This is a genomic window from Haloferax volcanii DS2, from assembly GCF_000025685.1.
GTDB classification, from domain to species: domain Archaea; phylum Halobacteriota; class Halobacteria; order Halobacteriales; family Haloferacaceae; genus Haloferax; species Haloferax volcanii.
The window spans coordinates 16371-38606 of record NC_013966.1; the positions used below are offsets into that span (position 1 = coordinate 16371).

Below are 22236 nucleotides of genomic sequence, written 5' to 3' on the forward strand. Positions count from 1 at the left end.
AAGACTCGTTCCGACCGCCTACCGGTTGTGGAGGTCTCAATCACCACGTTGTCTAGTGGTTTCTCGTCGTTGAGGGACTAGAGAAGCTAGATCGTGCGAACAACTTTATCGCCAGCGGTGGTTAGTTGAGCCAGCAGAATTTCCATAGGTGAATACAGCGCGCAAATTCACCGAATAAACGACGTGCCTACCACGATGAAAATCCCCACAATAGAGAGAACGATTGAGACCATCCCTACCAGTCGTTCAATCTGGAGTTGACCACGGAGAGACGGGTGAGCCGCCATTGCTGGGCCACTCGGCATCGGGCCGCTAGTCAAGATAACCCCGATTACACCCGCCAAGACGAGTGTCCAGCCAACATTTCGCCCCATTTTCAGGGAATCCATGTTAGCATCTCGTGACAGGCAATTATGGTCTTTTTGTGTGTAGCTCCTCGGTTGTGAATATACCCCGACAGACCAGTACGAATTTGCTGAATGTAGCCTCTATATTCACCTATGGAAATTCTGCTGGCTCAACTAACCACCGCTAGCGATAAAGTTGTTCGCACGATTCCGTGTCTCTCGTTCTTCAACGGTGAAAAACCACTGGGCAACGTGGTGATTGAGACCTCCACAACCGATAGGCGGTCGGTACGAGTTCCGCGATAGCTGTCGCTCACGCTGGTTCCATCCGGCCACTGAGGAACGCCGGACTGGCGTTCCTCAGATTCCCTTCCTCAGGCGCTCACCCCCGGTGGATCGTAGACTTCCTCCCGGACGAGCATGTAGTACATCGAGACGAGCAGTTTTCGCGCCGTCGCAACGATTGCTTTTTTCGGGTTCATCCGACGGTTCAACCGGTGGAAGAACCGGCTCAGATACTCGTCTTTACACGTGTACACTGCTGAGTATGCACTCTGAACCAAAATCCACCGCACCCGTCCTGAACCACGTTTCGAGATACCACCCTCGATCCGCGAGTCGCCGGACTCGCGGATCGTCGGGTTCAGCCCCATGTAACTCACGACCTCCTTGTGGCTGTCGAACCGATCAACTTCTCCAAGTTCTGCGTAGATCAGCAACGCGGAGTAGTAACTGACTCCAGGAATCGTCATGAGCAGCTGGGTCTCCTTCAGAGACCCAGCGCGCTCCTCAATCGCAGCTTCCAGCTGTGTCATCTGCTCGGTCAGGGTCTCAACCACGTCAAGGTACGACTCCAACAACGCGTCCCACGGGGACGGGAGCGAGAGTTCCCGGAGGAACTCTCGTCCCTTCACGCTCAGTGGCTTCACCTCGCGGGTGATACCGTTGTCAGCGAGCAAGCCATGGATCTTGTTGGCGAACTTGGTGCGATCTTCGACCAATGTCTGTCGCCCGCGCACGAGTGCGCGGGCTTGCCTGATCTCGTCGGTGGGAACGTAACTCTGCGGAACGGAGTTGAGTCGAAGCAACCGCGCGAGTTCTTTGGCGTCGACGCGGTCGGTTTTCTTGTCGGAGTGAGCGATGAGCGTCAGTTTACCTGGATGAGCGACGGTTACGTCCAAGTACTCCGCGAGCGTATCGTAGACGTGGTAGTAATTGCTGGTCGCCTCGATGACCGCACGAGAGCCAGCGTAGCGTCGAGCGAGATCGTCGAGGTTCGCGTTTTTGACGCGAACCTCTTCGACAATCTGGCCTTCGCTGTCGATTACTGCTACCTGTGCGTACCGTTTGTGTAAGTCGATTCCGAGGTACATTGCTTGTTCCTCCGGGATAGGACGGCGGTGCGTGAATCAGAACTTCACCTATGCGGGCTTTCCCGGATGCCGCCAGGAGCGGCATCCGGGCTGTGACGCCCATAACTCGGCTTCTTTCGCACTCGGACCAGTCAGCACCACGTGCTCTGGGGCACGGAATACAGCTCGGTCTCTTGCGTCCCATGCTTGATTCACGCTCCGCAGGGATAGCAGAATTTCCATCAAGTCAGCACGAGGTTCTTGTCATAATTTGAGGGTTACCTACTGAACTCCTTACTCCAATCTCGCCGATAGAGAGTTGTTTTTCGCCAGTCAGGGGTGCAGGCGTCTCAACAGGCCTGTGACGCAACTTCAGTGACGCAAAATGAACCAGCGTATCCAACGACGTGAGGTGAACCCGATCAATGTCGGTTGACCTCAACGAGATCGAACAGGCAGAGGTCGACCTCGAAGAGTGGTTAGTCGAACAGGCAACGTCCGGTGTTCCCGAACTCGTCCTCGTCAATCTCCTCCGTGACTACGCGGACGACGTCGAGGACCTTGGCTACGTCCCACGAATGTGGGGCAACAGCAAGCAGTGATGTGAATTCCGTTCGACTCGCCGTTGTTTTTTCGCGCCCGCGATGGGCGGAGGCGCGCGGAAGTGCAGACGTGCCTCGACAACCATGCCAGACGAACGAATCCGAACAGTCGTTGCGTCGCTCGTCGAGCCGACGTCGCACAAAGAGCAGAAGCTTCAGAACCTGCAGTCAACCTATCGGGAAGCCCTCTGTGAAGCGTTCGACGCCAACGCAACGACGATGACGGCGGTCAACGATATTGTAACGCCCTACGACCTCCCGTACCAAGCGAAGGACGCGTTGAAGCGCCATGTTCCAGGCCTCCTCAAGAGCGGGTCAGCAGAACTCAGCGAGACCCAACCGATTCGGTTTACCAACCGGGCGGCGGTATTCGATCATTCCACCGACCGGACGCACGCATTCTGCTGGGAAGTTCCCCAACCTGGCCGTGGCACCAACTTCTGGATTCCGCTCGCAATCAATCCAGACCAACGCAAGTGGTGGCTCCAGTTGCTTGATGGCGAGGCTACTGCTGGACAGCTACAGCTGATCACCCGGCCGCGACAGGCCCGTTGGGAACTGCACGTTCCGCTCAAACTCCCAACAACGACATCCGAAGTCGATTGCGAGACCTGCACGCCGGTCGGGTTCGACGTCGGCGAAGCGATTCTCTTGACCGGCTGTGCGCTCGTGAACGGGCGGCCAGTCGATCCGTTGCTCGTGGATGGTGGCAGAGCCCGACACCTCAATCAGACATTGCAGACGACACTCCAACGGTTGCAGGAACGTGATGCCGCAGAGTGGCGAATTGACGAGCAGGCGGCGTACTTCCGGAACGCACTTCGGGACGAGATCGAGACGGCGACGCGAAACGCTGTGGAGTATGCCGCCGGGTTCGATCAGCCGGTACTCGTCCTCGAACAGCTGACGTCGATCCAAGAGGACCTCGACTTCGGCCCACACATGAATCGGCGACTCCATGCGTGGGCTTTCGACCAGCTGCAAACGCGACTCGCAGACAAGGCTGCCGACGCGGAGATTCCGGTTCAGTACGTCGATCCGGCGTACACGTCCCAGATCTGCCATGCGTGTGGGGTGATTGGAACCCGTCCCAAGCAAGCGGAGTTTCGCTGTACGAACGACGACTGCTGGGTGTCAGTCTATCAGGCCGATATCAACGCGGCGGCCAACATTGCAGGTCGCCTTGATCCGTGGGGTGAGAGCTGTCCCTGGAACCCGGCCAGCGATGACACGCTACGGAACGGGCGCACCCGTGACAGTGCCACAGGACCTCGTGAGCAGAGCCCGTCACAGCGATGACGCTCACGGGATCAGTCCTGAAACCTCGGTACTCCCCCCCCTGTGCGAGGGGCCATGAGGCAAGGATGTCACTTCGGGTGGTCTGCCTACGACCGTAGGTAGGCAGTCAACGTAGGGCGAATCGATGAGCAAGAGCGCGTTGACCCGTAATGAGAGAGCCTGACTTGGAAACTGACAGGCAATGACTCGTCACGGGATGGGAGCACTCGTGATAGTGCCACGACCCACCGGAAGCCGAGCGAGCAATCCTCGTGGCTGACGCTTCCGAGTCGTCGGGTCGAAACCCGTTCACATCCTCCTGTGGAGGATATCATTCCGTCTCGGAACGTGGGATATCACTCCGGGCATGTGGGCACTCCTTGACCAGATGGAGTTCGGACGGCACGCACCGCTCGCCGCATTCCGCCCTCCGCGTCGCTCGCGACCGACCATTCCGGGCTGTCGCGGTCTCGCTCCTTCGTCACTCGACCGCGTTCCGGGCTAAAGTGAATCTGGTCTCGACGCCAGCATTAAGCGCGTTTTCGGTTGCGCCCCTCGCGGGCTTTCGCGTTCCAGCGCTTTGGGCCGTTCCGCGCGGCGAGTCACACCACGACTCGCCGTGCTCACGACCGTCGCCCTGGACACGGACCCGCAGTCCGGGCCGGACACGAGAAACGGCTTAAAGCTGGCCGCTTGCTCCGGGCGGGTCGGCGCGCGGTGCTGGTTGGGTGGCCTCCCTATGGCGCGCTCTCGCTCGCGCCCCAGGGGGCGCTCGCGAAGGCGCGAGCGAGAGCGCGCAGATGGTTCTGTCGGTCGGTGTCGTCGGAAAACCGCGATGTAGCAGCATCGCGGTGTCGGGCGCTGAGCGCCTTCAGGTCTATGGTGAGACCAATGTCAAGTAACAACGCAACCAGTAATGTAGTTTCGGTCGATGAACAGGCATTCGAAAAGGCGGACGAAGCGGCGGTCGACGAAGACGGCTTCGAGGTCGTTGATGAGACGCCGGAGTTCCGGGCGACGGTGCAGATGGAGGTGCAGGCGAAGGTCGATGCGAACCACCCGGACGGGATGGTCGACACCAGTGACGAGCGGATCTACGGTGCGACCCTCGAACAGGAAGAGCGCATTCGGGCGCGAGAGGCTGAGCTGGAGCGTATCAGTGCCCAGGCAGAGCTGGGGACGCAGGAAGGTCGGGAGAAGCGGACGCGAGAGATTGCGGCGAAGCGGAGCGCTGAGCGGCGTGCAGAGTTCCAGAAGCGGGCGGCGAGCGTGAACCCGATGGCTGACCTGGAGCGAGGCGATCCCCGTGCAGAACTCACGCAGGAGCAGTTGGCGGCGGTGAACAAGCAGTCGATGCGGCTGGCGGAGAAGCTGGATGGCTGGTCGCGAGCGGCGATTGGTCGGCGGCTGGGTGAGGCCGTCGTCGGTGGGAAAGACCTGATGAGCGCGGTCGTCGGCGTGTTCGAGGAGTTGCAGACGGCACCCGGGACGGTGGTTCCCATCGGGAAGCTCGAGGACGTCAATCGCAAAGAAGTGAGCATCGAGGGTCGTGTGACGCAGCTTTGGGAGCCGTCGAGTTCAGCCATTTCCCAAGTGGGGCTCATCGAAGACGACAGTGGGAAGACGAAATTCACCAGTTGGGTTGCGAGTGACCAACCGTGGATCGAGGAGGGCGAGCGCGTTCGCATTCACGGAGCGGCGAAGAACTGGTACAATGGGCGCGTCTCGGTAGCTCTGACCGGCTGGAGCACCGTGCATTTCCCTGAGCGCGGTCGGTGGTGGGAGTAGCCGTCGTCGCACCCTTCTTTTTTGCTACGTGCCAGACCGACCCAGGCCCCACCGCCCCACCCTCCGCTCCGTGCTCGCTTCGCTGCGCGCGCAGCCACGACCTTGCGAACTATTAACACAGACAAGTTACTGCCCATTGATAAATTGGTGTCACAGATTTGAATATACCTCTCGTGTCGATCACTTTCGCCCCGCTTGCGAACCATTTTTGCCGGATTAACGGGAATCGTGAGATATGAGCGAGAATTCAGATTCCGGGAACGACTCCGGAAGCGATTCCTCCAGCAGTGACGGCCGGAAACTGTCCGGTAAAAAGGCCGAGGCCCTCTCCGCACGGAAGTCCGACACCAACACGAGAGCGAACGCCGCCGAAAAAGCAACAACGGACAGCGGGACGAAGGTCGAGAAAAGCGGGAGCAAGCAGCCGTCGTCCGAAGCAGCTCCGAGCGCTGAGGGCGAGAGCATCCCACGTAGCGTCCGCGGCTCGGGAGACTCCGGTGGGTCCAGCGAATCAGGGAACGGTGGTGACAGCTCCGGGTCGGGTGGCTCGGAGTAACCCCGGTCCAGCATGGCTACAGTTCCCGGCGACATCCTCTTCTACGTCGTCTTGGTAGCGCCCGGGTTCATCGCAGTGATGACCGCGGTCAGCCTCGCAGCGGTCGAGGACGAGATATCCCAGTTCGTCCTGCTCATCTGGAGCCTGGTATCTAGCATCATCATCGACGGCTTGTTCCTCGCCGGGTACCAGCTGGTCTACAACCCGATCGGATCGTACGAGGAACTGCGGACGTTCCTGTTCGACCCGTTCTTCCGGGTAGACCTGATCGCGCTCATCTTCCTCCTGTCGGGTGTCATCGGCGTTGCGTATGCGGTCGGCATCCTCGTCGACCTTCCCGGCCGGCTCCGCCGGACGTTGCAGGCGAAGGCGCATATCACGTACAATCCGCGTCAGCCGTGGGAGAACTTCATGAAGGGTTCCGGGTCGATCCGTATCAAGACGAGTGACGACGAGCTGTACGCGGGCAACGTGGTCGAGTGGAGCAGGGCGGGGAAGCCGAAGGAGGTCCGGGTGAAGCACCCATACCGGTACAGCCTTGAGGAGGAGGAATACGAGTGGGTGGGCGGTGAATCAATGCTGTTCCTCGAAGATGATATCGACCGCATCCTGCTGCGGAAAGGCGATGGAAGAGAGTCGTTCTGGGCGCGGGTCCGTTCTCGGTTGAGTCGTGATTCGTCCGCCGCCGAGGAGAATGAAGGCGAGGACGATGACTAATCTGCTCCTTGGTTAGTAGGGTTATCCGCACCGGTTCGCCATCAAATCAACGGGCCGAAGACTCAACCACCGAATCCGTCGGGCCAAGCTAGTCCGATTCGGCCTCGTCCCCCGCGTCGCGCTTCGCATCATCCACCATCCGATCCAGCCCGCTCTTCTCGGCCTCCTCCTCGAGGATCTGCTTCGCCCGGTCCAGGCCGACGTCCTGCACCAGATCGTCGATCGCCGCCAATCGGGCCTCGCGTTCCTTGTTTCGGGCGACTTCGCCCATCTCCCGGACGCCCTCGCAGACGCGTTCGATGGTCTCCTCGTCCGGGCTCACGGTCGGTGCGGACTGGCCGAACTGGCCGTTGTCCCGGAAGTAGCAGACTCGAACCTCGTACCGATCCGTGTCTTCAATCCTGACAGCCTGTACCTCGGCGCGGCCCTCTTCGTCGCCCCACCGGTCCACAACAACGCGCTCAATCACTTCGTAGTTCGCCATGTGCAATTTTCACTAAATACCACTACTATCATAAAACTACCGATGAGCCGGGTTTCGGAGATAGAGGCGATATAGCCACTAATTTCGTGGAGATTGTGGTATGGGGCCGCCACCACCGGAGATCAGCCGTGCTGCTCGGTCAGGTCCTCGACGTGATCGAACAAGCGTTCCTGTTTCTCCCGGAATTCGTCGTTCAACACAACCTGGTAACTGGCGTCCACCGTGACGACATCAGAGGTCGGTCGCGTCTCAGGCCCCCAGTCTGGGCGGAGATCCTCACCGTACACAAACTCGGGGTACGCAGGTTCTCCCTGGTTCTCGATCTGCCGCTTCAACCCCTGCAGCAGGTGGTTCTGTACGACCGCCGTATTGCGGCTGATGGTGAGATACGCTTCGCGGGGCCGGTCACCCATCAGGAGGACGTGCGGCTCGAAATCGTCGTCTTGCCACTTGGCCGTGGCGAGGTAGTCGTCGCACCAGTCCGGTAGGTCGACCGGTTCGGCCTGTTCGTCGATGAGGACCTGGTCGCTGTTCATCAGGATGAAGAATCCGTGTGTGATCTTGTTCCGCGCCGTCCGGAGCACGTCCCACGCCTGTTTGGCGACGAGGTAGAAGTCGCGGTACGCCTGGAGATTCCCCAGCATATGCGCGCGGTACCAGGGTTCGTCCGCTTCCGCAATGTCCAGGTCGTCGAAGTCGGGATAGGCGAAGATGGAGGCGAACCGGTCCAGGTCGGTGCTGTCGTCGATCGTGTCGAAGAAGTCGTGGATCTCGTAGTTCCGGTAGGTGAGGAGCTGCTTCGCCCGGTCCTCTGGCGGGTCGTCAGGATTCATGCTGACCGCGGCCAGCGCCTCGATGATAGACACCGTTTCCTGGATGATCTCGGCGTTCAGTGCACGGATTATGTTCTGCCCCTGTGCGGGCGTGAGGGGTTCGTCGAAGTCGATGGACCCGTTTCGGATCTCGTCGATGGTCCGCGATGCGTTGCGGATGAGGAAGCTGCGGTAGTTCAGGACTTGCTGGGCCGAGGAGAGGATGGAGTGGGAGACGACGCGGTCAGGCGTGAAGTAATCCGGATGGTGGTCAAGATCGTCGGAGTTGTGCGGGTCGATAGGGGCCATACCTCGGCCCACTCAGTGTAACCCGGTTATTCTTTCTCACATCACTCCTTCTATTCAGAGAATCTGGTTCCGTCCGTTAGAGGTCGCGGGGCTGTACGGTCTTCCGGTCATTCGCCTCGGTACGTCGAGCAGCGTCCTCAAGCAGTTCTTCGACCTCGGCGTCCAGCGCTTCGTAGAAGTCGGCCGAAACGTTACTGCCTTCGAGCGCGTCCTTCACGGCGGATTTTACTATCAGGTCCGTCATATCGCCCGGTTGCTCACCGGTCGGGGTAAAATGATTTGCTAAAAACGGCGTGACGACGTCTCCTCGCAGCGTGTGGCAGGGGTTCGCGAGTGCTATCGTTTAACAGGCAAGACATAAACCGGACAGTCGGCAATCCGAGTGTAAGTGGTGTTCATCATGGCACGTGACGAAGTTCAGCCTCGAAATCGTTGCTGACGACGACAAGGTCAAGATCAATCTCCCGGGCGACCGAACGTTCGGTATCACGTCGACGTCCAGCGGGGCAGCGTTCATCCCCGACTGGAACGACCGCCACTTCACTTGGGCCGCCGACAAGGACACCGGTGCCCCGTTCCACCACATCACCGACGAGACGCGGGATGAGCAGATTGCGAAGGTCGAGTACGGTTCCGAGGACGAGTACCTCTTCGAGATGTACAGCGCGTACGGTGCATTCGGCCAGTTGAAGCCCGCGAACTGGGTGAACGCCGACTACCTCTGGGAACTCGATACCGACGCCTATGCCGACGTCCTCGAGGAAGCGGGTGTTATGGAACGAAGTGAAGACCGGCTGTGGTTCAGCTTCACCCGCCTCATAACGTACATAGAACAGCTAGTCCAGGACAAGGACAAGTTGGTTGAGTTCCTCAACCGAGTCTACAACGGGGTCGGCCGCCGAGAGGCGTGGGAGAGCGATTCCCGTCTCTTCTTCACCCCTGGATTCGAGAGCCTCATCCTGCAGCGGCCTGACGGGTATGTTATGGAGCTGTCCATGGCGGACCCGGTCAATGTGTTCGATCGAATGCGGAGTGCCCGATCCATCGACGTGATGTGCCAGCTATTCGACGAGCCGGCGTTCTCGACATAGCTCACATACTTTTCCGTTATTGTTCAAGTAGAGGTAGCTTTCGTACTGGTAGCGTCTATTTCCCCCTAAATGGGTGAGGGGCTCGCCGAGATGGCGAGTTCCACGTAACCTGGTGAGACACATGGCAATTAGAGATATCTACCAAACTGGCTTCGACGAAGACGTCCGAACGGAGTCGAGCGCGAACCAATGTCCCGAGTGCAACGGACGGGTCACCACGAACGCGGTCGAAACGGTCTGCGAGGACTGTGGCTTGGTCATCGACGAACAGCGTATCGATCACGGGCCGGAGTGGCGGGCGTACGACAAGGAGGAGTGTGAACGAACGGGCGCCCCGCTCACTGCAGCTCGCCACGATCGAGGCTTGTCAACGGAGATCGGGCGTGGCACCGACGCGAAGGGGAACGAACTCTCCGGGAAAAAGCGGCGGCGACTCGCTCGGATGCGTCGTGAACAGACTCGGGGTCGCTGGCGGTCGAAAGCAGAACGGAATCTCGCACACGGATTGGGCGAAGTGCGTCGGTTGGCGAGTGCCCTCGAACTCTCCAATTCGGTCCGTGATCAGGCGTGTCAGCTCTTCCGGAGCGCCCAGAACGAAGATCTGCTTCGAGGCAGATCCATCGAGGCCATCGCCGCGGCCAGCGTGTACGGGGCCTGCCGGTGCAACGGCCTCTCGCGGTTGGTGGATGACGTTAGCGAGGTGGCCCGCGTCGCGGAGTCACGAGTCACGAACGCGTACAAAACGCTGAACGAAGCGCTAGGGCTCCCGGCCGAGCCCGTCCTCCCCAGCATGTTCGTGCCGCGACTCGCCTCGGACCTCGAGTGTCCGGACGAGATCCGACAGCGGGCCCGAACCCTCGCGGAGCAGGCCGAGGAGCGCGGCGTCACGACCGGCGTCCATCCGGCTGGGTTTGCAGCGGCCTGCCTCTACAAGGCCGGTCGCGAGGAGGGGCGATGGCTGACGCAACGTGACGTTGCCGAGTCCGGGGACGTCACGCCAACCACGGTTCGGACGCATCACGAGACGCTCAATGAGCTCGCTGTCTAGACCGGCCATGTAGGAAGCGAGGGCGTCCCATTCTCCCAGTGAATCGCCTCTACCGCCGCTGGGAACTGCTGCAGTCGGTCATCGAGGATGGCGAGTGGATGCGCGTCGAGAAACGTCGCGCTATGCCGATCGACAGGCGTGTCTTCGTAATTGAGCTGGATGTGACAGGGCCCGAGGTCCGGATGATCGGCATCCTGATGAAAGCCGAGCATCAGGTTCCGATCCGGTTCAACCCAGTTGATGCGGTAGTATTCGTAGTCGACGCCGGCGGGGTACCAGAAGCGAATCTCCAGTCGTGCGGTCTCCGCGTCGTAGGAGTTACTCAGGAACGTCGTCGGGTCAACATCCGCGATGACGTACCGAGGCCGTCGTCGAGACGGGCGATAACGCACGTCCTCACACCCTGCCTGCCTCGTCAATCGGTCGTGAACGTCGCGGAGGAGAGTCCGCTGTGTATAGCGGTCGCGACCGGCAAGAAAGATCATACTGTGAGAGAGGAGGATTAGCTCGTGGCGCGGTCAGCTACATCGGTCATCTGTTCGCGGGCGGCTTCCACATCCGAGTAGAGTTCCAGTGCGTGCTTGATAAGGCGGCGATCCTCCTCATCCTCGCGCCAGAACGCGATGACGTCACGACGTTCTCGGAGCTCGCCACTTGAGAGCTCCCCATCAGCAAGCGACTGTTCGAGGTCTTCCCATGTCTCGACGTCGTAGGTCGCCTGCCACTCCTCAATCTCCTCGGTAATCGCGGCCAATTCGTTCCGCAACTCCTCGCGCGTGTTCTCCTCGATGAGCGTGCGGATTTCCTCGAAGAGCAGTCGCGTGTAGTCCGGCTGGTAGCGCGTCGTCTCGCCGGCCTCGACGCGGCGCAGCTGCCCTTGGTCGACGAGATCTTGGAGCTCCTCGTTGGTCGTGCTCCAAGCGGCGTCGGCCTGCTCGCTGATCCAGTTAACCGACCGGGGTTCACGAAGCGTCTCAGCGACGGCTCGAATACGGTCGCGGGCGCTCATCGACTCAGTCCACGACTGGACGCCATTCCGTGGGGGTTCCGACATGCTTAGCACCTCTTGCAACAGTGTTCGCACCTCACTCCCATATATGTTTGTGCCTTCTCGGATAATCGAGAGTGGGTTACGAGCATACACGTCCGGACATTGAAATGCGAAACCGACAGAAGCTATGAGCCAACCGATGCACAACAGATATTCTGACTTTGAGGAACTGCGGCCGACCGGCGAAGCGTCCCACATTCCAGACCAGAGGCTGGACGACGGGTGTGAGGGTGCCCCTCGGCGGCAACGCGTCGCGACGAGCTCTGGTGGCTACCCTGATGCGCCGACGGTCGCCGATGGCGAGTGCCGGTCCTGTGGGGCGTCAGTCCCAGACGGCCAGACGAAATGCCGGTTCTGTCTCACTAACCATCTCGGTAGTGACGCCACTAGCACGGACGAGTCAGCGTCGACGACGTACCTCGGCATCGTCCACCTGGTCGTCGAGTCGACCACGTTCTACGGCGCCGTCGCGAAGGGCGGCGCCGCGGCGAAGCTCCTCTCTGCCAACGAGGCGGAGCCGGCCGTCGACAACTACACTCTCATCTACGATCTCGACGAGGCGCCGGCGCGCCAGCTGGCCGAGCAATGGCCCTCACTCCCCGACGCGGTACAGGTGTCGTCAGAGGAGGGAGAGGGGCTTCTCAGTGCCGCCTGTGACCGGACTGGGTGGTACGGGCAGGAAGCGTCGGAGCGTCAGGAACAGGCCCCGACGCGGCTCTACGACCAGCGGGGGAATGGCATCCGCGACCCGTCGCGTCTCACTGAGATCCTCGATGACGCCGACGATACGGTGTGGCTGGTTCCAGCGATAGCGCTGAGCGAATCCACTGGCGGGGCTGCGGCTGATCGCCAGGTATCGTCGGTACCGACGACGCAGGAACTCGACTGTCAAAACTGTGGCCGGGCGACCGACCACCGGTTCAAGACCCACGAGTCGGTCCCGGATGAGGCGTGGACGGGGCAACCAATCTGGGAGTGCCGAGTGTGTGGCTCGGCTCGCTACGGGCCCAGTCTCAAGTAGCCCCAGTGCTGAGCGCCGATTAACCAACAAACTGCGAGTACCGTCGAGGTTCGTTGGTTAAGGTCGTGGCCTCCTCCAACCCCGACGCCAGTCTCGATGGGGAGTCTTTCCGCGCCGGCGAGCGGTGAGGCGCTTCCGATGGACCAACAGTTCAAGCAAGGCTACCGGATGCATCGTGTCCTCAGCAATCTCAACCGCCTCGACGTCGACCGGTTGGACGAGGCGGATCGAGAGCGAGTCGAGAACGCGAGAGACCTCCTGGAAGAGGTGAGCCTTCTCACGCGGCCGGGTGACGGAGCCGGGGCGGATGCCCACGCAGACTCCTGACTAGAGTCCCCGACCACGCCAAGCGAGGGGCCTCTCGCGTCTGTTTATCGCCCCCAAGAGGGGTGCGGGGGCGACCCCGTGAAGTCCAAAAATGGCCACACTGCAAGCTGCGACGACGTCGACCGGCGCGATCGTATCGGATCCACAGGCAGTCCGCGAGCTATGTGAGAGCTACTGCTTCGGGACGCTCGACTGGGAGGTGACCGAAGACGGAGAACTCACCATTTGGGGATACGACGATTTCGAAGTGTACGAGGCGCGGGGGAACGGCCTCCCGGATTACGAGGGCGGCATCGTGACCCACGAATTCCTGCGAGAACTCGCCGACCACCTCGAAGCCGACGAAGAGTTCGATATCCAGACGGCAGGGTTCACCAAGTGCCGCTTCCCAGTCCTGGCCAAGCGGTACGTCGTTCGCGACGGCGAAGTCCTCCACGCGGACCTCAGTTCCCTCGAGCCGATCAACGAGTAGCGTTGTTCATCCCCCGGGAGGGGTGCGGGGCGATCCAGTCGTGGGGCGCCCTGCGAAGGTGATTGTTCAATGGGCCACCGCGCGCTCGTTGCGTACGAACGCACAGACGGACAGTACACGCTCCACTACAGCCATTGGGGCGCAGCGAACCTGAAGCTCAAGCACCGAATCTCGGCTGAGTCGCCGTTCGGTGGTGACGACACCGACTCCAAGTGGGCGAAACAGCTCCTCGCAGAGCTTGCCGATGGCCTCGAGGCAGATGCGGTCGACGGCTACCTCGCCGGCGAGGATCGTCCGTCGTCGGTCGTCGAGCCGAAACCCCGCGCCACCGGGCTCACCCTCGACGAGATCGTCGCGGACCATCTCAACTACCTCCACCACGAGGCGTTCTTCGTGGTGTCGACGACGTTCGAGGTGACCGCCTATCGGACGCTGTGGTTCGGGCTCCAGTACGACTCGGAGACGGTCGAACAGGGAGAGACAGTCGGGAACGGCGCGCTCGCGACGGTGCGCTGGTACGACGGCGAGCCGGTCGGCGACGGCCACCTGCAGGGCCAGTTCGCGGCCCTCAAAGACGTCGTCGGCGATATGCTCGACAAGGGCGTCTTCACGCCGTCGACGGCGAGACAGTACCTGAAACGGAAGCTGGCCGAGCGGGTCGGAGACCGACAGGAGCTACTCATTCCGACCGGGGAATCACCCTTCGAGAAGGCGAGCCTAAATCACTCCTAGTTCGGTCTGCTTCGTGGCCGCTGCTGTTTTTCAGAGACCGGAATGGGTGAGCCCCGCCGTAGGCTCGTGATTCGATGACCTCAGACGACGATCCATTCCACGACTGCGAGTTGGACCCCGAGGCAATCCTCGGGGCACACACATTCGAAGACGTCCTGTTCACCGACGACACGGAAGCCCCGGTGAACGTGCTCACCGGCGAGACACCAGCACATTCGCAAGCAACCGTCGAGGAAGCGAAGGAGTTCGCTGCGAGTATCGACACGGAGACGCCCCAGATCGCGCTCCCGGCGTCGGTGGAGACGCAAATCGAGAGGCAGAGCAAGCCCTACACGTCGGCTGCGTTCTTCCACTTCAAGGCGACAGGCTCACTCGAGCGTCACCGCGCCTACCACGCCGCCTACGACTCGGACGCGTTCACCGTCGACTTCGAAGCGGACTACGAATCCGGGAATCTGACCATCACTGTCGACCGAGCGGACAAATCCTGAGACGCAACCACCAGGGCAGGTTTTTCGAGCGCCGGCGATGGGTGCCGGCGCAGCAGGAGCGAGCGAGCAACGACTCCGGGTGCGTTGGCGTTTCGAGGTGTTCGAGATGCACATGGTAATTTACTCCCTCGTAGAGGCATCGACCCACGACGACGCGCTGGCCACCGGAAAGACGGTGTTCGACCGACTGGTCGGCGCGGACCCACACGCCGGCGCCGTCTTCGACTACTACGTGACTTTCGAGGAGGAGGACACGTCCGTTGCGGGCAAAGCGCGGTGGGGCGAGCTTCCGACTGCGGTTCCTGTCGACTCCGACGACGGCCAGGACCTGCTCGAGCGTGGGTGGGAGGCGACGAAAGAAGAGTTCGAGCGCAATCTCGACCGGGTGAAAGAGGCCATCGAGGAGCTCTCCGACGAGGAGATCATGCGCGATGAGGACCTCGCTCGGCACGCGTTCCATCAAGTCGGCGCGTACGACGGTCCGTCGGTGTTCCTGTACACCGAACACGCAACCGGCATTCGCCACCGTGGACAGCTGGATCGACTCCTCGAAGAGAGTGAAGAACTCTGGATCGTGCCCGCTGACGTCCACTTCTGAATAATGCCCCGCATCACCAACTGGCGACGCGAGAGCCGCTCGCCGACACTCGCGTATCGGAACACCGAGACCGGTGCGCGAGCCGTCCTGCATCGAGCGCCGGACTCCGACCGGTACAAATGGCGTGGGGCAATCCTCGTCGACGGCTACCCGGTCTGGTCACATGGGTACGAGATGAAAGACGCGAAGTCGTTCCGTAACGAGCTCCGGAAACGGCCATCGCCCGAACTGAGTTGTCCGGAATGTCTCCACGACGACATTGTTGTCGGTGGAAAGTCGGCTGACGGCGCGAAAGTCCAGCGCTGGTTCGAGTGCCGAAATTGTGGATACGAATCCCCCTCCTGCCTCGTCTACGGTGCCGAGCGCTAGCCTATTGCACTGGATTCACTCTAAAGAGAGAGAGATTGTCTACCAGCTTACGAATGGGTGCCTTGATCGAGACAGGGGTATCCATTAAAAAAGCGAGTCGAGTTCGTCGGCATCATCTCCAAGAATCGATTCGAGATGGCGATCCGAGGAACCCGTCCTCTCCGCGCCCGTGGTCTGTGCTTCACTTCCGATTGATCGCAATTCGTGAAGTCGATCAGCGCCGGAAATACCAGAGAACAGAACAACGACCGCGACCGTGTTCGACTCTGGAAGTGGGTAGTCACCACCCCGTATCGAAAGACACCCGGTTTGCTCTTCTACCCATGTTCGCCCACGTTCGATTCCTTTTCGATTGAGACAGTCACTGGGACCAGCGACAATAACGAGACCGCGGTCAATCGAGACGTTGGCGGGTTCGACTGGGAGGGTGAGACGACCAAGGGTTGCACGGCGAACGAGACTTGTTATCCGATTCGTTCCCCCAGCTGAATCCGTGGAAGACTCACGCTTAAATCGGGAGAGGAGACCGGCTGCCTCAGCACCATCCTCCTCCTCGAGTGACTGGGAGGCATATCCGAGTGTGGAGACACCACCCCCCTTGAGAGTATTTATGATTTCGCTTGCATCGACGACACTTTCTGGATTCGCGGTTCCCGTGTCAATGTCACCCGCTCCGAAGAGGACGCCAAGGCGAGTCGCGAGCTCACGATTGATCGCTGCGTATCCGCCCGTCAGTGACTCGTTTGCCTGTCGATGGGCGTCGTTATCGAAGATAAGGAGGTTGTCCAGTTCCCGGACAGCAGTCTGTAAGGAGCGAGCGGCGTTGAGTGAATAGAGCCCGCCTTCATTGGTGCTCGGGAGGATGCCGAGTCCATAGACCGGCTCAGTATACAGCTGCTTGAGGTGCCGGCCGACGACGGGAAGGGCACCACTTCCCGTCCCTCCACCGAGGGCAGCGACGAGGAGAAACGCATCGATTTCATGTACAGAGATCGTATCGATGACGTGCTGGATTTCGGTGATATCTTCGGTGGTGATTGTGGCACCAAGCTCGTTATCGCCACCGACACCTTGCCCGCCGACCTGTGACTTCCCGATGAGCACCCGTGCGTCCGCTGGAATATGCTCGAGTGCATTGAGATCAGCCGTTGCTGTATTGACCGTGAGTGCATCATGGACGATGTGGCAGTTCGTTCGCTGATCGTACTCAAGGAGGGCATCAACGATTTTCCCGCCCGCTTGGCCGAGACCGACGACGCCGAGTTTCATATGGGACCACCCTACCTACCCGGTAGCAGCTTGTAAAGCCAGTTTCCCGGTTTCGGGTAGTGAAACGGTGTACATCTCGGTTGTTAACTCGATGAGTTCCGCTCTCTCGAGTCTTCGGTCACGAAGTGTGGCCCTTCGATCCGGTTTACAGGTGGTCGGAGCGAATACACCGGGGCTTGACCCCCGAGGCGATTCACTGGTCAGAAATTCGGTCATCGTCCCCGGATTTTCGAACCGCCGAAGGTAACCGGTTAATACAATTGTGGCAGTATCGATATCCGACGGGATTCCGTGCGCTACAGTTTTGGCAGACAACAACCCAGTCATCTGCTTTTGAGGTATCCTGTTGCACCTTCCGTGCTTTGACCGCGATAGCAGGATGGGAATGGCGGCGACGTCGTAGACGGGGGAGTACGAAGAAATACCCGAAGACGAGCAGTACACCGATCGCAACAAGGGCGATTTTGGTTTCATCCGAGACCGTGATTTCGGACATCCATTGGCGAACAGAACGAACGAACTCAGTCAGCATTTCGTCTAGAAGTGAAAGCTTCGATATGACGTCCTGCACGGGCACTATTCGTGCAATCGTTCGCCAATGGTATCTCCGTTAAGCACGGTTTCGGATAGCGAAGCCCAGAGTCCCATTAACAAGGACTAAACTCAACGGTCGAATTGGGTATCTATGATATCCGGAAACCCACGGTGAACGGAGATCACGATACCTCAAAAGCCGGTTGAAAACAGATTAGAGGTACCCTTCGATTCGTCGTGCCCACCCCTCGTCTGTAGCTCCCTTCCCCACCCCTGCCCCTTTCCACTACGGAACTCGACACTATTAGGAAAGATTGATACGACAACCGTAGCAAAAGCTGAATACGAACGGTTGCGGGATGTCTTCGGACCGTGAAGCCCATCCCGCAATCGTACATACGCGGGGAAGCAACGCAGAGGTGGCATGGACTGTGAGCAAAGAATGGGAGCCAGAGAACGTGTTCGACGTCCTCGGAAGCGAGGTTGCTCGGCAAATTCTTGCGTTAGCCAGCCTCAAACCCCTGTCAGCCACCGAACTCGCCGAACACTGTGGAGTCTCGGAGCCAACGATCTATCGACGGATTCACGCGCTCCAGGAATATGATATGCTGGACGAACAGTTGGAACTCGACGATGAGGGCCATCACTACAAACGATTCAGAACGAGCCTCAAGGAGGCACGGTTCCAGGTTGATGAAGGACAGTTCGATATCGATATCCAGCTCAAGAAAGACTACTCCGACAAGTTCTCGGATTTCTGGAACGATCTCGAAAAGGGAGCAAAAGAGGTCTCGAACGATACGACCACAGATTCTCGTCACCGTGATAGTTCGTCGTCTGATCTCAGTGGTGGATAATCATGGCTGAGCCGCCGGAGTTCTGGAGTTTCCTCGTAGCCAATTCACTCCTGTTCATCGCCGGAGGAAGCTTGACCGCGCTCAGCTATCGTGCCTACCTCCGCGTCCAACAATACAGCCTCCGCCTCGCAGCAGGAGGCTTCGCACTCATCACTCTCGGTGGCCTCCTCGACATCATCTATCAGCTCGGTGTTCGGCAAGATTATAGTCTCGGTGCTCGTGAATCGCTTGCGCTTCAAACGCTTGATAGCCTGGTTATTACTGCAGGGCTCGTCGTTATTTTCTATGCCCTATCTCGCTACTGACTGTTTACAAGGGAAGGCTGTCGGACGCTCTGTTTCGGACTTGGTTGATTATCACCCGTTGGATTAGTCAGTTGTCGTAGGTGGGGGTGCGTTCGATGATCGGTCATCTTCATTTGGAGCATCCGGTTGTGGCGCTTCTCCAAACCCGCAACTGATAATTCGGATGAGGGCATCCTCAGTGGATTCATCGAGTTCTGTTACGTCCTCCGTCTCAAGTTCAACGACAAACCCTGTTGTGATGTTCGGTGCCGTCGGAATGAACACTACATCACGTCCATCCGACGCACGATTTCCAGTCTTGAATCCAGTCATATACATCCCGGGCCACGTTTCAACTCGCACTGGCGTGCGTAGGTGGTCAGTGCCGTCAACAACCGTCTCGATTCCCATTTTCGAGGCGTTATAGACGATTCGCAATCCAGGGATACGATTCACGAGCGTATCCAGTGTGGCTTCAACGATTGTTCCAGTCGTCGTCCGCATTAATGAGCCGGTGACCAAGACGAGCCCAGCGAACCCGGCGAGAACAATTGCGACGCGAACGATTGGTAGCTGCACAGCATTCAATACCGGGAAACTGGCAAGTACACTGTATATCCATATGACAACATACGCTATGACGAGAAGCGGAGCAAGAACAACAAGACCACTCGCCGCATCTCCTCGCCACGTTGTGAGCCGGCCAGGCATATAATTAATCCAGACACCCCCAGCAGTCATCGCGTTTAGTAGAGATGAGAGTCATGACGTGAGACGGCAAAATATCCACATCGATTTCTTGGAGTGAATTGGCCCTGCTACCGGATCGAAAGCAGAGATGAGTCATAATTCCTCGTTCATAGTTTCATTCCCCGAAAGCTAGGTACCACATAGCGACCAGCTTCTCGGTGGCTCCCACAGTTTCGGTATATGTAACTCTCCGTTTCCTTCCTTATCAGCACAACGTGAGGTCCCACGTGGACGATGAACGGAAGAAAACTTGTTACTAGCCTCGTAGTCATAATGCTCTTGGTGGGCGCAACGCCAATGGGCGCCCTTGCGCAGGGAGCGTCAGATCCCCAGCCAGTACTACTGGACCAAGATACGACCCACATTGCAGACATCACTGTTGACGGACAACAGTACAGCGTCTACGAACACAAGAACGTCTTCTCCTGGGCCAGTGGCATCGACATCTACACGAATGGTGAGCGTGTCACCTCGGAATCGACTGCTGAAGCGGTCCTGACAGCACTCGCACAACGACGGGCCGTCCAAGATCTCGGAGCGGAGGACATCAGTCAACTCCGTACGACGTCACAGAACACCAGCACGGCAGCAACCAACGTATCATCGACGGCCACTGCGATCAACGAGACGCTCGTGTACATGGAGCGGATGAAAACGGTCCGCGAAAACGGGACGACGGTCTATAACGCGTCAGTCGAGGCAGCACCCCAGATCACCGAATTCAACGAAACCGCACGCGAACTGCACCCGCAACTTCGCTCCTTCGAGAACGCTTCGACCGCGTACCGGTCGAATGCGACAGCCCTCATCGACCTGCTCGAGCAGCGGGAGAACGGAACTGACGTCGATCCCCAGCGGCTCTACGCTCAGTACGCGGCGACACTCAACGCGAAAAACGACGTTTCGGATCATCTTGGGTTCAGCAGTATCGCCGAGCCGCTCGGCGAGGTGGCCAGCACCAGTGAGACCATCGCGATGAACGTCTCGTCAGTTCCCGAACGCGGAAACGGAACGGCACAACACTTCTGGCGGGTTCACAACGAATCGACTGTCGCTGCAAACCAAACCGCAGCACTCCGCCTCGACGACTTCGAATTCGACGATGTCCAAGACCGGGCCGAATCACTCGAAGAGGACTGGATGGAAGACTGGGACGAACGGCGGAGTCCCGCGTCCACAGTCTATCAGTCGATAGCTGCTATCGTAGTTGGTATTGCTGCAGTGGGTGGATACATCGCCTGGCGTCGACGCTAATCTCGTCGCCCGCGCACTCAATCAACAACTGTATGAATCGAGGCTGACGGGCTTAACTCACTCCGATTGAGTGAGTTCGGACTCGTCGAGTCCACCATCGAAATCCCGCCCCAGAAACTCCTCGATATATGCTTTCCAGCACTCTGCACAGAGCCGTTCGAGACACGGCGGCTGTGGAGTGTTGACGAAATCTCGCCGAACAATTTCTGTGTGTTGTGTCGTGATCGGAAAGGCTGTTCCACAGCGCGAACACGTGTATGTCGTCAAATTTCGTTCCATATTTTCACATCCGGATTTATCGCGGTTGGGTGGGTGAATCCTCTCCTTAGCGGTCTGAAGCAACGAATGTGGGAATGATAAATTCCCACATTGTCCAAGAGAACGCCCCAATAGTGATGAGCCAGAAGAGCAATCCGAGTAGTAAGAGTGGGAGACTCTCCTGAAGGCTCTCCGCGTACCATGACTGTGTATAGATGAGTAGAACCGTTCCACCACCAATACCACCCCAGTGGACGAGCACTTTGGTCAGCTGCTCGTCTACTAGAAGGGAGTTCGTCTGTTCTTCAGCAGTCGTCATTTCGAGTGACTGTAACCGTCTATTGCCTTTGGATGTGGAGTTCGCCTTCAGAAGCCGAAGGAGAGAATCCGTGTTCTTCCCAGGAATATTCGAGACGAGCAAATTCCGACTGGAGGGGATTCAGTCGATAGACACTACTACCATTCCAGAACGGGTTCGTGTTGACTCACGCAGGCTCCGCGCATGCGTGAAGATGTAGTATTCGACTCACTCTGAAGTAAACGAATAGCCAGTACGTGAGTTGCCATCGATTAGACCAGCACACTTCAGATCCTCTATTGCAGTGGTGAGGCGCTGGATAGACGGTGACGATCCTCTCTCAGCGAATAGAGAATACAGTTCATCAAGCGTCCAAGGACCGAGCCTGTCGTCGTGTGCGTGTTTCGCAAGCGAGTAGAAATCGAAACCATGAGTTCTCGATATCGTTAAGAGTTGGAGCGCCTGGAAAAGCGACTGGGTTTTCTGAGTCGCTTTGAACATCATCTTTTCTCGTATCGCATCGCCCATGATCAAGCCCCGCTCTTCCAGTTTCGAGAGCCGTTCGAGTGTTTTCTTTTGATTCTTCGCTAACGCGGACGCTATTTCTTGTGGACGCACCCATTCATGTTTGGAGTTCACTAGATAGTGTACATCTTCAATCTCATATGGGGTATAAAACTCTGTTCCGTCGATTCCATCCCGAAACGCAACTGCTTCGCTTCCATCCCAGCCTAAATACCGCTCGACATCCAGTGACTCCAACGCTCGTTTGCCCGTATCGGTTACCCGATATCGCTTCGGGCTCTTCGAAAATGGTTCCCACCACCGCTCCAAGAACTCCTTTTCACGTAACCGTTCGGCAGCAGCCCGGACATTTGATCGCGAGCCCCCGAGCTGTTCACTGAGATCTGCAGCGTCGAAGGCGTTCACCTCGGTCGCAAACTCACAAATCGAGTACTGTTTCGCGGATCGTAACTCGCCGAGCGCAGAGACCAGATGTGGCTCTAACGCAATATCTGCGGGCTCATAGATACCATATCCCGTCTTCTCAATAAGACCGACGGTTTGTAGCTTGTCTAATGTCGAATACGTAACTGATTTCGAGACGTCAAGGTCGCGCCGAATCGCTTTCGGTCTCGTCTCCTCGTGGGTAACGATGTACTCGTAGATCTCAGGTAACGCGCTCGGTTTGTGTGTGACGAGAACCGTTGGATCGAAGTCTGTCGCAGGCGTCTGTGTGGTTCCCTGCCGTCTCGGGTCAGTCGCCATAAGCGATCTATTCACCCG

Annotated in this window: 27 protein-coding genes; 17 read left to right on the forward strand and 10 right to left on the reverse strand. The window is 58.6% G+C overall.

Annotated elements, in window-relative coordinates:
• Nucleotides 1-721: 721 nt before the first annotated feature.
• A complete protein-coding gene (locus HVO_RS01935) occupies nucleotides 722-1720 on the reverse strand; it encodes an IS110-like element ISHvo10 family transposase (RefSeq protein ID WP_013035025.1) in 999 nt (332 codons plus the stop codon).
• Nucleotides 1721-2124: 404 nt separating this feature from the next.
• Here HVO_RS01935 and HVO_RS20740 point away from each other — a divergent pair, with 404 nt between their 5' ends.
• The 5 genes from HVO_RS20740 (at nucleotide 2125) to HVO_RS01955 (ending at nucleotide 6640) form a co-directional block, all read left to right on the forward strand.
• Nucleotides 2125-2301 (forward strand): hypothetical protein, encoded by a 177-nt coding sequence (locus HVO_RS20740; RefSeq protein WP_004043422.1) that lies wholly within the window; start codon nucleotides 2125-2127, stop codon nucleotides 2299-2301.
• Between the two features lie 84 nt (nucleotides 2302-2385).
• Nucleotides 2386-3600 (forward strand): RNA-guided endonuclease TnpB family protein, encoded by a 1215-nt coding sequence (locus HVO_RS01940; RefSeq protein WP_004043421.1) that lies wholly within the window; start codon nucleotides 2386-2388, stop codon nucleotides 3598-3600.
• An 870-nt stretch (nucleotides 3601-4470) separates the two neighbouring features.
• Nucleotides 4471-5367, forward strand: coding sequence for a hypothetical protein (locus HVO_RS01945; protein WP_004043420.1), 897 nt, complete (start codon nucleotides 4471-4473; stop codon nucleotides 5365-5367).
• A 235-nt stretch (nucleotides 5368-5602) separates the two neighbouring features.
• Nucleotides 5603-5923 carry a hypothetical protein gene (locus tag HVO_RS20460; protein ID WP_144064018.1) on the forward strand — a complete coding sequence of 107 codons (321 nt, stop codon included), beginning with the start codon at nucleotides 5603-5605 and terminating at the stop codon, nucleotides 5921-5923.
• Between the two features lie 12 nt (nucleotides 5924-5935).
• Complete coding sequence (locus HVO_RS01955) at nucleotides 5936-6640, forward strand: DUF6338 family protein (RefSeq protein WP_004043418.1); 705 nt, start codon at nucleotides 5936-5938, stop codon at nucleotides 6638-6640.
• 88 nt (nucleotides 6641-6728) lie between these two features.
• Here the strand turns inward: HVO_RS01955 and HVO_RS01960 are convergent, their stop codons facing one another.
• From HVO_RS01960 to HVO_RS01970, 3 genes are all read right to left on the reverse strand, one after another.
• A complete protein-coding gene (locus tag HVO_RS01960) occupies nucleotides 6729-7124 on the reverse strand; it encodes a hypothetical protein (protein WP_004043417.1) in 396 nt (131 codons plus the stop codon).
• Between the two features lie 122 nt (nucleotides 7125-7246).
• Nucleotides 7247-8245 (reverse strand): hypothetical protein, encoded by a 999-nt coding sequence (locus HVO_RS01965; RefSeq protein ID WP_004043416.1) that lies wholly within the window; start codon nucleotides 8243-8245, stop codon nucleotides 7247-7249.
• A gap of 76 nt (nucleotides 8246-8321) precedes the next feature.
• Nucleotides 8322-8489 carry a hypothetical protein gene (locus tag HVO_RS01970; protein WP_004043415.1) on the reverse strand — a complete coding sequence of 56 codons (168 nt, stop codon included), beginning with the start codon at nucleotides 8487-8489 and terminating at the stop codon, nucleotides 8322-8324.
• A gap of 163 nt (nucleotides 8490-8652) precedes the next feature.
• On the opposite strand from HVO_RS01970, the gene HVO_RS01975 reads away from it, so the two are divergent.
• Together HVO_RS01975 and HVO_RS01980 are read left to right on the forward strand one after the other, a co-directional pair.
• Nucleotides 8653-9336: a hypothetical protein gene (locus HVO_RS01975; protein WP_004043414.1), complete on the forward strand. Its 684-nt coding sequence runs from the start codon at nucleotides 8653-8655 to the stop codon at nucleotides 9334-9336.
• Nucleotides 9337-9457: 121 nt separating this feature from the next.
• Nucleotides 9458-10384, forward strand: a complete 927-nt coding sequence (locus HVO_RS01980) for a transcription initiation factor IIB (RefSeq protein ID WP_004043413.1) — start codon at nucleotides 9458-9460, stop codon at nucleotides 10382-10384.
• Here HVO_RS01980 and HVO_RS21440 read toward each other — a convergent pair.
• Nucleotides 10381-10869, reverse strand: a complete 489-nt coding sequence (locus HVO_RS21440) for a hypothetical protein (RefSeq protein ID WP_004043412.1) — start codon at nucleotides 10867-10869, stop codon at nucleotides 10381-10383. The genes HVO_RS01980 and HVO_RS21440 overlap by 4 nt on opposite strands.
• A gap of 17 nt (nucleotides 10870-10886) precedes the next feature.
• Complete coding sequence (locus HVO_RS01990) at nucleotides 10887-11438, reverse strand: DUF7342 family protein (RefSeq protein ID WP_004043411.1); 552 nt, start codon at nucleotides 11436-11438, stop codon at nucleotides 10887-10889.
• Between the two features lie 136 nt (nucleotides 11439-11574).
• Here HVO_RS01990 and HVO_RS01995 point away from each other — a divergent pair, with 136 nt between their 5' ends.
• The 7 genes from HVO_RS01995 (at nucleotide 11575) to HVO_RS02025 (ending at nucleotide 15445) form a co-directional block, all read left to right on the forward strand.
• On the forward strand, nucleotides 11575-12456 hold the full coding sequence (locus HVO_RS01995; RefSeq protein ID WP_004043410.1) for a biosurfactant protein 1: 882 nt from the start codon (nucleotides 11575-11577) through the stop codon (nucleotides 12454-12456).
• A 138-nt stretch (nucleotides 12457-12594) separates the two neighbouring features.
• The gene (locus HVO_RS02000; protein WP_049914868.1) at nucleotides 12595-12783 is read left to right on the forward strand and encodes a hypothetical protein; all 189 of its coding nucleotides are present in this window, start codon (nucleotides 12595-12597) and stop codon (nucleotides 12781-12783) included.
• 91 nt (nucleotides 12784-12874) lie between these two features.
• A complete protein-coding gene (locus HVO_RS02005; RefSeq protein ID WP_004043408.1) occupies nucleotides 12875-13255 on the forward strand; it encodes a hypothetical protein in 381 nt (126 codons plus the stop codon).
• 69 nt (nucleotides 13256-13324) lie between these two features.
• Nucleotides 13325-13987 (forward strand): DUF6735 family protein, encoded by a 663-nt coding sequence (locus HVO_RS02010; protein WP_004043407.1) that lies wholly within the window; start codon nucleotides 13325-13327, stop codon nucleotides 13985-13987.
• A gap of 74 nt (nucleotides 13988-14061) precedes the next feature.
• The gene (locus HVO_RS02015) at nucleotides 14062-14478 is read left to right on the forward strand and encodes a hypothetical protein (RefSeq protein WP_004043406.1); all 417 of its coding nucleotides are present in this window, start codon (nucleotides 14062-14064) and stop codon (nucleotides 14476-14478) included.
• 106 nt (nucleotides 14479-14584) lie between these two features.
• The gene (locus HVO_RS02020) at nucleotides 14585-15076 is read left to right on the forward strand and encodes a hypothetical protein (RefSeq protein ID WP_004043405.1); all 492 of its coding nucleotides are present in this window, start codon (nucleotides 14585-14587) and stop codon (nucleotides 15074-15076) included.
• A gap of 3 nt (nucleotides 15077-15079) precedes the next feature.
• Nucleotides 15080-15445 carry a DUF7568 family protein gene (locus tag HVO_RS02025; RefSeq protein ID WP_004043404.1) on the forward strand — a complete coding sequence of 122 codons (366 nt, stop codon included), beginning with the start codon at nucleotides 15080-15082 and terminating at the stop codon, nucleotides 15443-15445.
• An 84-nt stretch (nucleotides 15446-15529) separates the two neighbouring features.
• Here HVO_RS02025 and HVO_RS19740 read toward each other — a convergent pair whose 3' ends face one another.
• Together HVO_RS19740 and HVO_RS21600 are read right to left on the reverse strand one after the other, a co-directional pair.
• Nucleotides 15530-16714, reverse strand: coding sequence for a tubulin/FtsZ family protein (locus tag HVO_RS19740; RefSeq protein ID WP_004043403.1), 1185 nt, complete (start codon nucleotides 16712-16714; stop codon nucleotides 15530-15532).
• Nucleotides 16715-16907: 193 nt separating this feature from the next.
• Nucleotides 16908-17246: a DUF7577 domain-containing protein gene (locus HVO_RS21600; RefSeq protein ID WP_425491420.1), complete on the reverse strand. Its 339-nt coding sequence runs from the start codon at nucleotides 17244-17246 to the stop codon at nucleotides 16908-16910.
• A gap of 433 nt (nucleotides 17247-17679) precedes the next feature.
• Between HVO_RS21600 and HVO_RS02040 the strand changes: the two genes are divergently transcribed.
• Nucleotides 17680-18105, forward strand: a complete 426-nt coding sequence (locus tag HVO_RS02040) for an ArsR/SmtB family transcription factor (protein WP_004043402.1) — start codon at nucleotides 17680-17682, stop codon at nucleotides 18103-18105.
• A 2-nt stretch (nucleotides 18106-18107) separates the two neighbouring features.
• A complete protein-coding gene (locus HVO_RS02045; RefSeq protein ID WP_004043401.1) occupies nucleotides 18108-18410 on the forward strand; it encodes a DUF7521 family protein in 303 nt (100 codons plus the stop codon).
• Between the two features lie 63 nt (nucleotides 18411-18473).
• Here the strand turns inward: HVO_RS02045 and HVO_RS19745 are convergent, their stop codons facing one another.
• Nucleotides 18474-19100: a DUF502 domain-containing protein gene (locus tag HVO_RS19745; protein ID WP_004043400.1), complete on the reverse strand. Its 627-nt coding sequence runs from the start codon at nucleotides 19098-19100 to the stop codon at nucleotides 18474-18476.
• Nucleotides 19101-19373: 273 nt separating this feature from the next.
• Here HVO_RS19745 and HVO_RS02050 point away from each other — a divergent pair, with 273 nt between their 5' ends.
• Complete coding sequence (locus HVO_RS02050; RefSeq protein WP_236995449.1) at nucleotides 19374-20393, forward strand: hypothetical protein; 1020 nt, start codon at nucleotides 19374-19376, stop codon at nucleotides 20391-20393.
• A gap of 784 nt (nucleotides 20394-21177) precedes the next feature.
• Here HVO_RS02050 and HVO_RS02060 read toward each other — a convergent pair.
• Nucleotides 21178-22218: a helix-turn-helix domain-containing protein gene (locus HVO_RS02060; protein ID WP_004043397.1), complete on the reverse strand. Its 1041-nt coding sequence runs from the start codon at nucleotides 22216-22218 to the stop codon at nucleotides 21178-21180.
• Nucleotides 22219-22236 lie beyond the last annotated feature (18 nt).

Bases quoted from the DNA above. Each gene is read 5' to 3' on its own strand.
- HVO_RS01960 (WP_004043417.1), bottom strand. From the start codon at position 7,124: ATGGCGAACTACGAAGTGATTGAGCGCGTTGTTGTGGACCGGTGGGGC.
- HVO_RS01995 (WP_004043410.1), top strand. From the start codon at position 11,575: ATGCACAACAGATATTCTGACTTTGAGGAACTGCGGCCGACCGGCGAA.
- HVO_RS02050 (WP_236995449.1), top strand. From the start codon at position 19,374: ATGAACGGAAGAAAACTTGTTACTAGCCTCGTAGTCATAATGCTCTTG.
- HVO_RS01965 (WP_004043416.1), bottom strand. From the start codon at position 8,245: ATGGCCCCTATCGACCCGCACAACTCCGACGATCTTGACCACCATCCG.
- HVO_RS19745 (WP_004043400.1), bottom strand. From the start codon at position 19,100: ATGCCTGGCCGGCTCACAACGTGGCGAGGAGATGCGGCGAGTGGTCTT.
- HVO_RS02025 (WP_004043404.1), top strand. From the start codon at position 15,080: ATGCCCCGCATCACCAACTGGCGACGCGAGAGCCGCTCGCCGACACTC.
- HVO_RS01940 (WP_004043421.1), top strand. From the start codon at position 2,386: ATGCCAGACGAACGAATCCGAACAGTCGTTGCGTCGCTCGTCGAGCCG.
- HVO_RS01955 (WP_004043418.1), top strand. From the start codon at position 5,936: ATGGCTACAGTTCCCGGCGACATCCTCTTCTACGTCGTCTTGGTAGCG.
- HVO_RS01990 (WP_004043411.1), bottom strand. From the start codon at position 11,438: ATGTCGGAACCCCCACGGAATGGCGTCCAGTCGTGGACTGAGTCGATG.
- HVO_RS02005 (WP_004043408.1), top strand. From the start codon at position 12,875: ATGGCCACACTGCAAGCTGCGACGACGTCGACCGGCGCGATCGTATCG.
- HVO_RS19740 (WP_004043403.1), bottom strand. From the start codon at position 16,714: ATGAAACTCGGCGTCGTCGGTCTCGGCCAAGCGGGCGGGAAAATCGTT.
- HVO_RS02020 (WP_004043405.1), top strand. From the start codon at position 14,585: ATGCACATGGTAATTTACTCCCTCGTAGAGGCATCGACCCACGACGAC.
- HVO_RS01935 (WP_013035025.1), bottom strand. From the start codon at position 1,720: ATGTACCTCGGAATCGACTTACACAAACGGTACGCACAGGTAGCAGTA.
- HVO_RS20740 (WP_004043422.1), top strand. From the start codon at position 2,125: ATGTCGGTTGACCTCAACGAGATCGAACAGGCAGAGGTCGACCTCGAA.
- HVO_RS01970 (WP_004043415.1), bottom strand. From the start codon at position 8,489: ATGACGGACCTGATAGTAAAATCCGCCGTGAAGGACGCGCTCGAAGGC.
- HVO_RS01945 (WP_004043420.1), top strand. From the start codon at position 4,471: ATGTCAAGTAACAACGCAACCAGTAATGTAGTTTCGGTCGATGAACAG.
- HVO_RS02000 (WP_049914868.1), top strand. From the start codon at position 12,595: ATGGACCAACAGTTCAAGCAAGGCTACCGGATGCATCGTGTCCTCAGC.
- HVO_RS01980 (WP_004043413.1), top strand. From the start codon at position 9,458: ATGGCAATTAGAGATATCTACCAAACTGGCTTCGACGAAGACGTCCGA.
- HVO_RS02045 (WP_004043401.1), top strand. From the start codon at position 18,108: ATGGCTGAGCCGCCGGAGTTCTGGAGTTTCCTCGTAGCCAATTCACTC.
- HVO_RS02010 (WP_004043407.1), top strand. From the start codon at position 13,325: ATGGGCCACCGCGCGCTCGTTGCGTACGAACGCACAGACGGACAGTAC.
- HVO_RS02015 (WP_004043406.1), top strand. From the start codon at position 14,062: ATGACCTCAGACGACGATCCATTCCACGACTGCGAGTTGGACCCCGAG.
- HVO_RS20460 (WP_144064018.1), top strand. From the start codon at position 5,603: ATGAGCGAGAATTCAGATTCCGGGAACGACTCCGGAAGCGATTCCTCC.
- HVO_RS02060 (WP_004043397.1), bottom strand. From the start codon at position 22,218: ATGGCGACTGACCCGAGACGGCAGGGAACCACACAGACGCCTGCGACA.
- HVO_RS21600 (WP_425491420.1), bottom strand. From the start codon at position 17,246: ATGCTGACTGAGTTCGTTCGTTCTGTTCGCCAATGGATGTCCGAAATC.
- HVO_RS21440 (WP_004043412.1), bottom strand. From the start codon at position 10,869: ATGATCTTTCTTGCCGGTCGCGACCGCTATACACAGCGGACTCTCCTC.